Raw genomic sequence first — 13,588 nt, 5'->3', positions numbered from 1 at the left:
GTTCCTGTCTGGTGCCGGGCGCGGCGATCAGTTGATCTTAATCAGCGCGCCCTTCTCGGTCAAAATCCCGCCGGCGGAAACCTCGGTCATGGCGTTGCCCTTGATGTTCACCATCAGCGAGGTCAGCGTCGCCCCGGTCGGCGTGAGCTTGAACGAGGTCTGCCCGACGATCAGCTCGATCGACTGCAGCGCCTCGATCTTCACCTTGCCCTTGCTGGTGGTGATCGTGAGATTGCCCATATCCAGCGTCAGCGTGTCGTTGCCCTTGTTGAGCGTCGTCTTGCGATTGCCGTCGGTAATCGTGTTGTCTTCGTTTTTCTTGAGCGTGTATTTGCGGTTGCCGTCGATCGTGACCTTCTCGTCGTTCTTGACGTAACGCTGCCGGTCATAGCCGACCTTCAATTCTTCGTTGTGGCCGATATGCGTGCTGGTGTCGTAGCGCACGCGGACGTTCATGTCGCGCTCGGCATGGATGAACAGCTCTTCCTTGCCGCCCTTGTCCTCGAACCGGATCTCGTTGGCCTTGGGCTCGCCGGTGTCGAGCTTTTCGGCCTGCGAATAGGCGCTCTGCTCGCCATAGGTCAGCGTGCGCCACACCGCGCGGGTCTTGTTGGCGGGAAGCGGGTAGATCGGCATGTGCTCGGCGTTGAAGACGCGACCCACTACCACCGGCTGATCGGGATCGCCGTGGAGGAAATCGACCAGCACCTCGTGGCCGACGCGCGGCAGGATGACATTGCCCAGCCCGCCGGTCTGCGAAACGCGGATCCAGCAGGTCGATTTCTCGTCCGGGGTGCTGGCGCGATCCCAGTGGAATCGTACTTTCACCCGGCCATATTCGTCGGTGTAGATCGTCTCGCCCTTGGGGCCGGTGACGATCGCCGACTCGACCCCGGTCACGCGCGGCTTGGGCGTCCGGCGGTGTGCGCGGTACTGGGTAGCCGCCGGGATGGCGACAAAACGGATGTCGTCGGCGTCCTCGTCGGCGGTGCCGGTCTTGTAGGTCTCCGGCGCCATCGCATGATGAGTGGCGATGATCAGATATTCGCCATTGAGCCGCGCGGTGGGATGGTGCGCCACGTTGATCGTGGTCCCCGCGCACAGGCTCTTGGCGCTGGTGCGCCCGATGAAGGTGCGGCGCAGCGCGCGGAATTCCTCGAGCCGTACCTTGCTCAGCCGATTGGCGCGCGCGGCGGTGATGAATTGGCCGGGGTAATCGTAGTGCTCCTGCGAATCGCAGGCGTGCTGGCACTCGTCCGCAGCCTTCCCGTCCACCGGCTTGACCGGATTCTTGAAGTCGTAGCCGCGCAAAGCCACCTGTTCGTGCCCGGTGCTGCCGATTCGTTCGGTCCACACGTGGAGCGCGTGAAACCCGCCAAGCGCATCGCCGACGCGATAGGCCTGCGAAGACCCGGCCGCGGCGTTGAAGGCGATCGTGTCGTCCTTGCCCGGCTTGTGGGTGCTGGCCTTGTCGCAGATCACCAGCAGATGCTTGTCTTCGGAATGTTCGAAGAAATAATATAGGCCTTCCTGCTCCATCAGGCGTGACAGGAAGTTGAAATCGCTTTCCGCATATTGCACGCAATATTCGAAAGGCTCGTAACTTTCGGTCACGCGCAATTCGTAATCGGTGATGGCGGCGGCTCCGAAGACATCCTTGATGATGTCGACGACGGTCTTTTCCTGAAAGATCGCGAAGTTCTGGCGACTCTCCATGAAATAGGTGAAAGGCCGCAGCGAAAGGCTGTAGTGGAACCCGTCGCCGTCTTCTTCGAGATGGCTGGCTTCGGCCAGCAAGCCGTTGAAGTGGCGCGCGACGTCGGCACCTTCCAGGATTGTGACGGTAACCGGCTTGCCGATATGCGGCACCAGATCGATCTCGCTCAGGGTGGCGACGATCTGGAGGTCGATCTCGAACGGGTTCGACAACTCCTCGCGCGCCGACATGGCGACATATTCGACCTGCTCGCCGCCGAGATTCACCGTCATTCGTACTTCGCGAAATTCCGATGTCATCGCGAATGCCCCCCCACAACCAAGTTTGTAACGTGGTGCAACCCGGCTTCAGCGCCGGCCAAGTCTCCCAAAAGGGGACGGGCCGATCTTGTTCAGCTTGTAACTCTTGGGGCGAAGTGTTACCGCAAGGTCAACAAAAGACAAATGCCAAATCGGTCTGGTCGCAAGGGGCAAACCTGCCTCAACTTGGTAGAGCTTTTCGATTGGAGCCGAACGATGAAGGTGCGTTTTTCTATCCTTGCCGCCGCCGCCGGGCTCTGTGTGGCGACCTCGGTTCCGGCATCGGCCGACGCGGCGCAGGATGCCGACAACGTCAAGAAATGGCGCTGTGTGATCGACAATATTTGTGAAGACGGTGAACGGGTTGTCGGCGAATCGATCGTCGGGGAGCCGGTCCGCCGCTTCGATACGAGCGCAACCGCGCCCGCCGCGCCCAAGGCCAAGTCGTCGGTGAAGTCCACCGCGCCGGCGCCCGCCCCCAAGGCCCGACTGCGTGAAGAGCGCAGGCAGCTGTCCACCGGACGCGGCATGACGGGCGGTGCAGCGGTCGATGCGCCCGAGTCGGTCGCGGGGCGTGCCAACCTGTTCGTCACCTTCCGCCGCGGGTCTGCCGATATCGAAACCGGCAACATGTCCGACATCCGCGCGCTCGCCAACGTGATGCGCGATGCGGCTGCTGCGGGGAACAAGCGGGTCATCCAGATCGGCGGGCACACCGATGCCACCGGCGACGATGCTTCCAATCTCAAGCTGTCGAATGACCGCGCCGAGGCCGTGCGCAAGGCGCTGGTCGATCTCGGGGTACCCGAAGATGCCATTCAGGCGGTTGGCTATGGCGAAACCAGGTTGATCGAAGGCTATGATCCCAATCACGGGGTCAACCGCCGGGTCGAGGTAGTCGTCGTCAACTGACACTACTGGCCGGGGGGGCGAAGCGGGTGAAATCGATCGAAGAGCTGCTGGCGCCTGTCTCGGACGACCAGCCCTGCGGCGAGGATATGGACGAAAGCGTCGCGTTCGACACGCTGCGCGCCGCGTTCGACGACAATTTCCCGATCGATTCCGGGGTCTCCCCGCTCGCCGAAGGTGAGCTGGGGCCGCCCCCTGTCAACTGGCGCGACCTGTTCGACGAGATCGAAAGCCTGTGCGACAAGACCAAGGATCTGTGGCTGGCGGTCAGCTATGCCCGCTGCGGCTTCGTGCGCAGCGATCCCGAGATCGTGCTTCAGGGACTCGAATTCGCGGCGCGGCTGCTGGAAGAGCAGTGGGATCATGTGCACCCGGTGCTTGACGACCCGAACGGCCGCCTGCGCGCGCCGATCTTTCAGGACATTGCCGGGCGCGGCGCCTTTGCCATGCCCTTCCTGGGCCTGCCGCTGGTGCTCGGTAGTCGGTCAAGCATCAAGGCCGAGCAGCTGCTCGACGCCCATCAGAACGGGGGCGCGTCCGACAGCTTCATTGAAGTGCGGATGACGCTCGATCAGCTCGATGACGAGGGCAAGGCGGCGGTCGCCGCGCAGCTGCGCGCGATGCTCGATCTGCTGGCCCGGATCGAGGGGTTGTTGCGCGAACACAATCTGCCTGACCGCCCCGATTTCAGCACGGTGCGCGACACCATCCTTGCGGTCGAGGAAGCCTATCTCGCGCTCGCCGGTCTCGGTGCGCCCGAGGGCGGCGAAGATGCGGAAAGCGATGCCGAGGGTGACGCTGGCGATCTGGCGGAGTCTGCCGGCGGCGCCGGTGGCGGGCCTGCCTTCGGCGGCGCGGTCAAATCGCGCGACGATGTGCTGCGCGCGCTCGGCGCGATCGAGCAGTATTACGTTCGTGCCGAACCGGGCCACCCGGTCCGGCTCGCGATGGCGCGACTGCGCAGCTGGGTGAACAAGGACTTCATGGAAATCCTTGAAGACATTGCCCCGCGCAGTCTCGATGAGGTGAAAAGTGTTTTGCTGGAACGGCGCGATGTGGAATGATCACGGTTGATCAGATCTTAATTCGGTCCGCGGGGCGAGTCGCGGGCTTCGGTGCCAAAGCGCTCGCGTGGTCGATCAGAGGGGGAATATAATGTCGGATTCCGGTCAGAAGTTCATCAGCCGCAATCGCAAGCCGCGGGTGCACATCTCCTACGACGTGGAAACCTACGGCGCGCGCAAATCGGTCGAGCTGCCGTTCGTGATGGGGGTGATCTCAGACCTGTCCGGCAAGAGCGAGGTCGCCAAGAAAGACCTCAAGGACCGCGACTTCCTCGAATTCGACGTCGACAATTTCGACAAGCGCATGGCCGCCATCGCGCCGCGCGCCGCCTTCCTGGTCGACAATGCGATCGAGGGTGAGGGCAAGCTCGGGGTGGATATCACCTTCAAGCGGATGGAAGATTTCGACCCCGGCAAGGTCGCCGAGGCGGTGCCCGCGCTGGCGAAGCTGCTCGAAGCGCGCCGCCAGCTCAACGATCTGCTGATCGCGATCGACGGCAAGTCCAACGCGACCGAGCTGCTCGAAAAGGTGATGCAGGACGAAAACCTGCTCAAGGCGCTCAGCGCGGCCAAGGCCGAAGCTGCCGAAACCCCGGCTGCGCCCGACTCAGCCGAGTAATCCGGTTCGTCCGGCCGCCCTATCCCGGGCACATTTTTCGCGTTCGTAACGGAGGGAATGATGGCATCGGATCCATCGAAACTGGATCAGGCACAGGTCGCAGAGACCATCTCGGTCGATGATTTTGCCGAGCTTATCCAGCGCGACTTCAAGCCGCGCGACGATCAGAAGCGCAGCCAGATCGAACAGGCGGTGCAGACGTTGGCGCAGCAGGCGCTGGCGGGTGCCGTCAAGATGGGGGACGATGTCTTCGCCACCATCGACGGCATGATCTCCGAGATCGACCGCAAGCTCTCCGACCAGATGAATGCGATCCTTCACCATCCCGAATTCCAGGCGCTGGAATCGGCATGGCGCGGGCTCGATTATCTGGTCTCCAAGAGCGAGACCGGACAGGATCTCAAGGTGCGGGTGATGAACATCGCCGAATCCGAGCTGTCCTCGATGTTCAAGCAATATCGCGGCACGCTGTGGGACCAGAGCCCGCTGTTCAAGAAGATTTACGAATCCGAATTCGGCCAGCTGGGCGGCACCCCCTTCGGGGCCTTCATCTGCGACATGTATTTCGACCATTCGTCGAAGGATCTCAACATCATGAAGGGCCTCGCCCGGATCGGTGCAGCGAGCCATGCGCCGATCATCTCGGCAGCGGATTCGAACCTGCTGGGCATGGACAGCTGGACCGAGGTCTCCGATCCGCGCGATCTCGCCAACCGTTTCGACAGTTCCGACCACGCGGCCTGGAACGCCTTCCGCAGCTCGGACGACAGCAAGTATCTCGCGCTGACGATGCCGCGGATGCTCGGGCGGCCGACCTATTCGGTCAAGGACAACCCGATCGACGCCTTCGAGTTCGACGAAGTGACCGATGGCGAGCACGACAAGCACCTGTGGATCAACGCCGCCTACGGGCTCGGCGTGCGGATCAACGCCGCCTTCCGCGAATATGGCTGGTGCACGCGCATCCGCGGGGTGGAATCGGGCGGTACGCTTGAAGATCTGCCGCTCTCGACCTTCCCGACCGACGATGGCGGGGTCGACCAGAAGTGCCCGACCGAAGTCGCGATTTCGGACCGGCGCGAGGCGGAGCTGTCGGAGCTCGGGCTGATCCCGCTGATCCACCGCAAGGGCACCACCAACGCGACCTTCATCGGCTCGCAGACGGTGCACAAGCCCGCCAAGTACGACGATCCCAACGCCACCGCCAATGCCAAGCTGGCGGCGCGTCTGCCCTACCTGTTCGCCAGCTGCCGCTTTGCGCACTATCTCAAGTGCATGGTGCGCGACTGGGTTGGTGGCACGCGCGAGGGGCCGCAACTGCAGGCCGACCTCAGCGACTGGGTCCACCAATATGTCACGGCCGATCCTGATTCGGCCGGTGAAGAAACCAAGGCGCGCCTGCCACTGAAGCGGGCCGAGGTGACGGTTGAACCGGATCCCGAGAATCCGGGCTATTACAAGAGCCGCTTCCTGTTTGTGCCGCACCACCAGTTGGAAGGCATGGATGTGAGCGTCAGCATGGTGTCGCAGCTGCCCAAGGGCAATTGACGAAGTAATTGTTCTGATACGAAAAATTTCCAGAGGAACGGAGAACAGACATGCAAGTTTCAATCTTTCTGAAACTCGACGGGATCGAGGGTGAAGCGACTGACGACGGTCACAAGAACGAGATCAAGCTGGCGAGCTGCAGCTTCACCGCCAGCAACACCTCGTCCTACAACAACGCCTCGAAGACCGTGTCGAAGGGTCAGGCGCTGATGGGCGACATCGCGTTCGGCAAGGAAGTCGACAAGACCTCGGTCGCGCTGTTCAAGGCTTGCGCTTCGGGCAAGGTCATCCCCAAGGGCACGATCTCGTTCCAGGCAAACGTCGGCGACGACAAGAAGATCGACTTCCTCAAGTACGAACTCGAGAATGTCGTGCTCAATTCCTATGCCTTCTCTGCATCGGGCGAGGCCTATGAAAACGGCACGCTGACCTATGCCAAGATCACCCAGATCTACGACCAGCGCGACGAGAAGGGCACGTCGAGCGGCAAGGTTCAGGGCTACTTCGACGTCCTGCTGAACAAGGCCGGTTAATCGGCCGAACTGGGGGGCATCGAGACAAACAATGGTCAAGGCTGACGAACTGCTTGTCTCGGGCGATGTCGCCGCTGCCCGCCAGCAACTTATCGAGGAAGTGCGTGCGAACCCCGGCGATGTCGGGGTTCGCATGTTCCTGTTCCAGATGTGTGCGCTGCTCGGCGAATGGGACCGGGCCAAGGCGCAGCTGGACACTCTGGCGAAGCTCGATCCCGAAGCGCGGATGCTTGCGGTCGCCTACACCCAGTGCATCACCGCCGAGGCGACCCGTGCCGCGGTCTTCGCAGGCACCCAGCCTGCTCCGATCCTCTACCCGGTCGAGTGGGGCGAGACCCTTGCGGCGGCCTTGCAAGCGCGCCAGCAGGGCAAGGCCGAAGCCGACGCGCTCTATGCGCAGGTGTTCGACGCTGCGCCGACCACCGCCGGGACGACCGATGCCGGTCTCGAATTCGAATGGATCGCCGATGCCGACCCCCGGCTCGGTCCGGTGACCGAGGCGATCATCGCCGGGCGCTATGGCCTGATGCCGTTCTGCGCGCTCGAAAGCCTCACCATCACGCCGCCTTCCGACCTGCGCGATACGGTCTGGATCCAGGCCGAGTTCGGCCTTGTCGAAGGCGCGCGCGTCGCCGGGTTCATCCCGCTGCGCTATCCCGGCAGCGAGGCGGCGGACGATGCGGCGCTGGTGCGCGGCACCGCCACCGGCTGGCAGGACGACGCGATGGGCGAATATCCGCTCGGCCACCGCCTGTTCGCCTTTTCCGACGAGAGCGAAGTGCCGGTGCAGGATTTGCGCGACCTCAGCTTGCGCAACGGTTGACGATGTCGGGCAAGATCCGTCTCACCCCGACCCTGTTCGACAAGCTGGCTTCAGGCAATGATTTCGGGGGCCTTTCTGCCGAGGCCGACATGCCCACCGTGGGGCGCGAGGATTTCCGCAATTTCGCGGTCGCCAATCTCGAACGTTTCACCGAGAAATCGCTGCGCGCCTCGGTGATGCGCGATCTGGCGTGGCTGCTGAACACGATCTCCCTCGAATCCGCCCAGACCCTCGAGAACCACCCGCAAGTGCGCGATTCGGTGCTCAATTTCGGCGTGCGCGACTTTGCCGGGCGGTCGATGGGCCGCGATGCCGCGCGCGAGCAGGCGCGCGAGATCCGGCGCGCGATCCTGCGGTTCGAGCCGCGCATCAACCCCGCCAGCCTGCGGGTCGAGCCGCGCGGGCGGGCCGACAACACGGGCAAGATCGGCTTCGTGATCGAAGGCGAGATCACCGGCGGCCCGCAGGCCCTGCCGGTGCGGCTCAAGACCGATGTCGATCCGGAAACCATGACCGTCGAAGTGAGTGAATGATGGATCCCCGGCTGCTCGAATATTACGAGGCCGAGCTCGAATATCTGCGGGTCCAGTCGCTCGAATTCGCCGAACGGCACGAGGCGGCGGCGACCAATCTCGGCCTGACGGGGGGGGAGCGCGATCCCTATGTCGAGCGGCTGCTCGAAGGCGTGGCGTTCCTGTCGAGCCGGGTGCAGCTGAAGCTCGACGACCAGTTCCCCGAATTCACCCAGCACCTGTTGCAGGCGGTGCAGCCGCATTACCTCGCGCCCACGCCTTCGATCTGCATCACCGGGTTCGAGCCGGTGACGGGCGATCCGGGCCTTGCGCGCGGGCTGCAGGTGCCGCGTGGCACGCAGCTTTCGGCCGAGCCGCAGGGCAGCTCGCGCACTCCGGTGATCTTCCAGACCGGGCAGGATGTTACGCTGTGGCCGCTCAGGATCACCGAAGCGGAATATCTCGGCAGCCGGGCCGGGGCGGCGCGCTATGCCGATCTGGCGGGAGTGCGCGCGCAGGCGGCGCTTACCTTGCGGATCGAGGCGCAGGACGGCATCGACCTCTCGACCATCGCTGCCGACGATCTGCCGATCTATCTCGACGGCGGCGAGGGTGTGGCGAACGAGCTCTACCGCCAGCTGATCGGCGAGGCCGTGGCGGTGGTGGCGCGGCCGCTCGATGTGGCGGGTTCGACCCATGCGCTGCTCGATACCCCGGCGCAGCACGGCTTCGGCGAGGACTGCGCGCTGCTGCCGGACGACGGGCGCACGCTGTCGGCCTACCGGATGTTGACCGAATATTTCGCCTGTCCCGAGCGGTTCCGCTTCGCACGGCTGCGCGGTCTGCGCCGGGCGCTGGCGCTGTCGAGCAAGGCGGTGGAGATCACCATTCTGTTCTCGCGATCGTCGGATGCGCTGGTGCAATCGGTCAGCACCCGCAATTTCCGCCTGTTCGCGACGCCTGCGATCAACCTGTTCGAAAAGCAGCTCAGTCGCATCGCCTTTTCCGAGCGGGAGCACGAGTTCAAGGTGGTGGCCGACCGCGACGGGCCGCTCGATTTCGAGGTGTTCCGGCTGCTCAAGGTCGAGGCCTATGATCGCCAGAACCAGAACCCGCGCGAGGTGGCACCGCTCTATTCCTATGGCTCGCTGCTGTATGATTACCGCTCGGCGATCTTCTACACCACCCGGCTGCGGCTGCGGCAGATGTCGCGCAAGGAGCGGCGGCTGCGGCGGCGCGAGGACTATGTCGGGACCGACATGTTCATCACGCTCACAAGCCCCGGCGATCCGGCGCGGCTCGACAGCGTGCACGATCTCGCCCTGCGCGCGCTGGTGACCAATCGCGAGCTGCCGGTCGATCTCAAGGTGTCGGGCGATTTTCACCTGACGGCGGCGAGCATCGCGGCGCGAGGGATCAAGATCCTGCGCCCGCCAACGCGTCCGCTGCCGCCGCTGGGAATCGGCGATGCCGCATGGCGGGTGATCGGGCACCTCACCCCCAATTACGCCACGCTGGTGAGCGAAGGCGGCGGCAATGGCGAGATGCTGCGCAATCATCTCGCGCTCTATGGCCGGCCGGACGATCCGGTGATGCGCTCGCAGATCGACGGGATTATCGGGGTGAAGGGCGAGCACGTCACCCGCCGCGTTCCGGGGATCGGGCGGATGGCGCTGGCGCGGGGGCTAAGGATCAGCATCGAGCTGGACGATGCCGCCTTCGATCAGGCGCGACTATTCCTGTTCAGCGCGGTGGTGGAGCGCTTTTTGAGCGGCTTCGTCACCGTCAATTCCTTCACCGAAACGCGTTTCCACACCAAGGCACAGGGGGAGGTTGCCGCATGGCCGCCGAGGATCGGGACGCGCGAGCCTATCTAGGCTTCGCCGAGACCGCCGCGGCCGATGCGCCGCGCTTCAGCCTGTTCGCGCTGGTGCGCGGGCTGGCGGCGCGCGCGCGGGGCAAGCCGCCGGTGGGGCAGAGCCGGATGCCATCGCAGGATGTGGTGCGGCTGCGCCAGGTGCCGCACACCCATTATCCTGCGGCGACGCTCGACAAGGTGGAGATCGTCGCCGGGAAGGCCGAGGCTTCGGGTTATTGGCTGGGCCTGACCGGGCCGATGTCGCCGCTGCCGCTGCATCTCACCGAATTTGCCGCCTATGAACGGCGCTATGCCGCGCGCCGCCCGTTCGGCGATTTCCTCGATCTTCTCGCCGGGCGGTTCCTGCAATTGTTTTACCGCGCCTGGGCGACAAGCCAGCCTGCGGTGCAGGCCGACCGCATGGACGACGATCGCTTCGCGCGCTTCGTTGCCTCGCTGACCGGGGCGGGCGAGGGGGCGCAGGATGGCGCGGCCTTCGATACCACCACCCGGCTGCACTATGCCGCGCTGTTCGGATCGCGCCGCAGCGCCGGGGCGATTGCGGGGGGCTTGCAGCACCTGCTCGGGCTGAAGGTCACTCTGCGCGAATTCGTGCCCGTGCTGCGCGACATCGATGCTGCCGACCAGACCCGTCTGGGCCGCCAGCACCACCAGCTCGGCACGGCGGTGCTGGGGCGGCGGGCCTATCTGGTGGATGACCGCTTCGAGGTCCGCATCAGCGCCCCCACCCAGCAGCATTTCCGCCGCCTGCTGCCCGGCGGCGACCTGTTTCCGCTGGCGGCCGAGGCGCTCGATGCGCTTGCGCCCTCGCATCTCGAATGGGGCATCACCCTGTGCCTGCCGCAGGCCGAGGTGAGGCCGATGCGGCTGGGCGATCAGGCGCAGCTGGGCTGGTCTTCATGGATCGGCACAGCTCAGAACGACGATTTGCGTGACAATGTGCATTTGCGCCGTGCATCGGCCGCCCTGCGGCCCGGCGCGCGACTTGGGGGACGAAAGACATGACCGAAATCAGCCGCTCAGCCCTGTTCGGGCGCCTTAACCCGACCGCTCTCAAGGCGATCGAGACCGCCACCGGCTTCTGCAAGATGCGCGGCAACCCCTATGTCGAGCTGGTCCACTGGCTGCACATCCTGCTGCAGGACGCGCAGAACGATCTCGCCGCGATCCGCACCGCCTGCAATATCGACGACACGCAGCTGGCGCGCGACACCGTCGCCGCGCTGGACGCCCTGCCGCGCGGGGCGAGCGCGATCTCCGACTTTTCGCCCCAGATCGAGGAAGCGATCGAAAAGGGCTGGCTCTATGCCTCGCTGCAATTCGGCGCGGCCAAGGTGCGCACCGGGCATCTGCTTTACGGGATGCTCAAGACCAATACGCTGCGCAACGCGCTCCAGAACATGAGCCTCGAGTTCCGCAAGATCGACGTGAACCGGCTGGCGAGCGATTTCGAAGGGATGACACGCGGCTCGACCGAGACGACGCAGGTTGCGGGCGCGGCGGCGGATGGCGGCGCGGGCGGCGGTAGCGCGGCGGGCGCGGGGCCGGGGGGCGAGGGCAGCGCGCTCGCGCAGTTCTCGACCGACCTCACCCAGCAGGCGCGTGACGGCAAGATCGAGACGATCATCGGCCGCGATGCCGAGGTGCGCCAGCTGGTCGATATCCTGCTGCGCCGCCGCCAGAACAACCCGATCCTCGTCGGCGAGGCGGGCGTGGGCAAGACCGCGGTGGTCGAAGGCTTCGCCAAGCGGCTGGCCGAGGGCGATGTGCCCCCGGCGCTGCAAGGCGTGACGCTGCGGGCGCTCGATATCGGCATGATGCAGGCCGGCGCGAGCGTGAAGGGCGAGTTCGAGAAGCGCCTGCGCGCGGTGATCGACGAGGTCGAAGGATCGGCCACTCCGATCATCCTGTTCATCGACGAGATCCACACGCTGGTCGGCGCGGGCGGCGCAGCGGGGACGGGCGATGCTGCGAACCTGCTCAAGCCTGCTCTGGCGCGCGGCAATCTGCGCACCATCGGCGCGACGACCTACGCCGAATATCGGCAGTATTTCGAGAAAGACCCGGCCCTCACCCGCCGTTTCCAGACGGTCGACATCGCCGAGCCCGACCGCGAAAAGGCGATCCTGATGATTCGCTCGATCGCGCCGATGATGGAGGGCCACCACAAGGTCGCGGTGCTCGACGAGGCGGTCGATGCCGCGGTGACGCTGTCGCAGCGCTATGTCCCCGCGCGCCAGCTGCCCGACAAGGCGGTGAGCCTGCTCGATACGGCGGCGGCGCGGGTCGCGGTCTCGCAGCACGGCACCCCGGCGCGGGTCGAGGACCGCAAGCGGCGGCTCGAACTGCTCGAAGTCGAGAAGGAAGTGGTCGAGCGCGAGCGCGGCGCGCAATATCGCAGCGACGATCGCCACACCAAGATCGAGGCCGAGATCGAGGAGGCCAAGGCCGCGCTCGACGAGGCGATGGCCAAGTGGGAGGCGGAGAAGGAAGCGCTTGCCAAGGTGATCGCCGCGCGCACCGCGCTCACCGAGGCGCGCGCGCTGGGCGAAGACGGCGCGCCTGCCGGAGACGAGGAGGCCGCCCGCGCGGCGCTTGGCGAAGCGCTCGATGCGCTGCACGCGGCGCAGGGCGATGATCCGATGGTGTTCGGCGTGGTCGATAGCGACGCGGTTTCCGCCGTGGTCGCCGACTGGACCGGCATTCCGGTGGGCCGCATGGTCAAGGACGAGATCAAGGCGACGCTCGACCTTGCCGAGCGGATGAAGGCCCGCGTCATCGGTCAGGATCACGCGATGGACGCGATCGCCAAGCGCATCCAGACCAGCCGCGCCAAGCTCGACAATCCGAACAAGCCGGTCGGCGTGTTCTTCCTGTGCGGCCCTTCGGGCGTCGGCAAGACCGAGACTGCGGTGGTGCTCTCCGAGCTGCTGTTCGCGGGCGAGGAATCGATGATCACCATCAACATGAGCGAATTTCAGGAGGCGCACACCGTCTCCACGCTCAAGGGTGCGCCGGCGGGCTATGTCGGCTACGGGCAGGGCGGGGTGCTGACCGAGGCGGTGCGCCGCAGGCCCTATTCCGTGGTGCTGCTCGACGAGGTCGAAAAGGCCCACCCCGATGTCCACGAGATGTTTTTTCAGGTGTTCGACAAGGGCTTCATGAACGATGCCGAGGGGCGGTATATCGACTTCAAGAACACGCTGATCCTGCTCACCAGCAATTGCGGCACCGACCTCATCATGGACATGTGCCAGGACCCCGAACTGATGCCCGAGCCTGAGGCGCTGGCGGCGGCGCTGCGGCCCGAACTGCTCAAGGTCTTCCCGCCTGCGCTGATCGGGCGCACGGTGCAGCTGGCCTATGTGCCGCTGTCGAAGGAGATGCTGGGCGGGATCGTGCGCATCCAGCTCGACCGGATCAAGAAGCGCATTCAGGGCAACCACAAGATCGCCTTCACCTATGGCGATGACGTGGTCGAACACATCGTTGCGCGCTGCACCGACGGGGATTCGGGCGGGCGCATGATCGACAACATCCTGACCAACACGATGCTGCCGGAAATGTCGGTGCAGCTGCTCGAAAAGCAGATGGATGGCGCGGCCGTTGGCAGCATCACCGTGTCGGCGGGGGATAACGGCTTCGTTTACGACTTCGGGTGAGGGGCCCGGAAAAGGGAGGATAC

The 13,588-nt window shown here is 64.8% G+C and carries 11 protein-coding genes; 10 read left to right on the top strand and 1 reads right to left on the bottom strand.

All coding sequences use genetic code 11. From position 1 onward, the window contains the following. Positions 1-27: 27 nt before the first annotated feature. Complete coding sequence (locus tag E2E27_RS01045; protein ID WP_141457176.1) at positions 28-2,016, bottom strand: type VI secretion system Vgr family protein; 1,989 nt, start codon at positions 2,014-2,016, stop codon at positions 28-30. A 216-nt stretch (positions 2,017-2,232) separates the two neighbouring features. Between E2E27_RS01045 and E2E27_RS01040 the strand changes: the two genes are divergently transcribed. From E2E27_RS01040 to tssH, 10 genes are all read left to right on the top strand, one after another. After that, the gene (locus E2E27_RS01040; protein WP_181443513.1) at positions 2,233-2,928 is read left to right on the top strand and encodes an OmpA family protein; all 696 of its coding nucleotides are present in this window, start codon (positions 2,233-2,235) and stop codon (positions 2,926-2,928) included. A gap of 26 nt (positions 2,929-2,954) precedes the next feature. Continuing rightward, on the top strand, positions 2,955-3,989 hold the full coding sequence (locus E2E27_RS01035; RefSeq protein WP_141457172.1) for a type VI secretion system protein TssA: 1,035 nt from the start codon (positions 2,955-2,957) through the stop codon (positions 3,987-3,989). A gap of 91 nt (positions 3,990-4,080) precedes the next feature. After that, positions 4,081-4,608, top strand: a complete 528-nt coding sequence (gene tssB, locus E2E27_RS01030) for a type VI secretion system contractile sheath small subunit (protein ID WP_141457170.1) — start codon at positions 4,081-4,083, stop codon at positions 4,606-4,608. Between the two features lie 57 nt (positions 4,609-4,665). Then, positions 4,666-6,156: a type VI secretion system contractile sheath large subunit gene (gene tssC, locus E2E27_RS01025; protein ID WP_199799087.1), complete on the top strand. Its 1,491-nt coding sequence runs from the start codon at positions 4,666-4,668 to the stop codon at positions 6,154-6,156. Between the two features lie 50 nt (positions 6,157-6,206). Next, complete coding sequence (locus tag E2E27_RS01020; RefSeq protein ID WP_141457166.1) at positions 6,207-6,689, top strand: Hcp family type VI secretion system effector; 483 nt, start codon at positions 6,207-6,209, stop codon at positions 6,687-6,689. A 31-nt stretch (positions 6,690-6,720) separates the two neighbouring features. Beyond that, positions 6,721-7,512 carry a type VI secretion system accessory protein TagJ gene (locus E2E27_RS01015; protein ID WP_141457165.1) on the top strand — a complete coding sequence of 264 codons (792 nt, stop codon included), beginning with the start codon at positions 6,721-6,723 and terminating at the stop codon, positions 7,510-7,512. A gap of 2 nt (positions 7,513-7,514) precedes the next feature. Next, the gene (tssE, locus tag E2E27_RS01010; protein WP_141457163.1) at positions 7,515-8,045 is read left to right on the top strand and encodes a type VI secretion system baseplate subunit TssE; all 531 of its coding nucleotides are present in this window, start codon (positions 7,515-7,517) and stop codon (positions 8,043-8,045) included. After that, a complete protein-coding gene (tssF, locus tag E2E27_RS01005; RefSeq protein WP_234036132.1) occupies positions 8,042-9,901 on the top strand; it encodes a type VI secretion system baseplate subunit TssF in 1,860 nt (619 codons plus the stop codon). Before tssE ends, tssF begins: the two co-directional genes overlap by 4 nt. Further along, a complete protein-coding gene (gene tssG / locus E2E27_RS01000; protein WP_141457160.1) occupies positions 9,865-10,908 on the top strand; it encodes a type VI secretion system baseplate subunit TssG in 1,044 nt (347 codons plus the stop codon). Before tssF ends, tssG begins: the two co-directional genes overlap by 37 nt. Beyond that, a complete protein-coding gene (gene tssH, locus E2E27_RS00995) occupies positions 10,905-13,565 on the top strand; it encodes a type VI secretion system ATPase TssH (RefSeq protein WP_141457158.1) in 2,661 nt (886 codons plus the stop codon). Before tssG ends, tssH begins: the two co-directional genes overlap by 4 nt. Positions 13,566-13,588: the final 23 nt, after the last annotated feature.

The organism is Porphyrobacter sp. YT40 (assembly GCF_006542605.1).
In the GTDB taxonomy this organism is placed as follows: domain Bacteria; phylum Pseudomonadota; class Alphaproteobacteria; order Sphingomonadales; family Sphingomonadaceae; genus Erythrobacter.
The sequence above is the reverse complement of the archived record's forward strand: the minus strand, read 5'-3'. Positions and strand labels throughout refer to the sequence as shown.

What these genes read in the sequence shown, in the direction of transcription:
- E2E27_RS01045 (WP_141457176.1), bottom strand. Translation starts at nt 2,016, where the DNA reads ATGACATCGGAATTTCGCGAAGTACGAATGACGGTGAATCTCGGCGGC.
- E2E27_RS01040 (WP_181443513.1), top strand. Translation starts at nt 2,233, where the DNA reads ATGAAGGTGCGTTTTTCTATCCTTGCCGCCGCCGCCGGGCTCTGTGTG.
- tssB (WP_141457170.1), top strand. Translation starts at nt 4,081, where the DNA reads ATGTCGGATTCCGGTCAGAAGTTCATCAGCCGCAATCGCAAGCCGCGG.
- tssC (WP_199799087.1), top strand. Translation starts at nt 4,666, where the DNA reads ATGATGGCATCGGATCCATCGAAACTGGATCAGGCACAGGTCGCAGAG.
- E2E27_RS01020 (WP_141457166.1), top strand. Translation starts at nt 6,207, where the DNA reads ATGCAAGTTTCAATCTTTCTGAAACTCGACGGGATCGAGGGTGAAGCG.
- E2E27_RS01015 (WP_141457165.1), top strand. Translation starts at nt 6,721, where the DNA reads ATGGTCAAGGCTGACGAACTGCTTGTCTCGGGCGATGTCGCCGCTGCC.
- tssE (WP_141457163.1), top strand. Translation starts at nt 7,515, where the DNA reads ATGTCGGGCAAGATCCGTCTCACCCCGACCCTGTTCGACAAGCTGGCT.
- tssF (WP_234036132.1), top strand. Translation starts at nt 8,042, where the DNA reads ATGATGGATCCCCGGCTGCTCGAATATTACGAGGCCGAGCTCGAATAT.
- tssG (WP_141457160.1), top strand. Translation starts at nt 9,865, where the DNA reads ATGGCCGCCGAGGATCGGGACGCGCGAGCCTATCTAGGCTTCGCCGAG.
- tssH (WP_141457158.1), top strand. Translation starts at nt 10,905, where the DNA reads ATGACCGAAATCAGCCGCTCAGCCCTGTTCGGGCGCCTTAACCCGACC.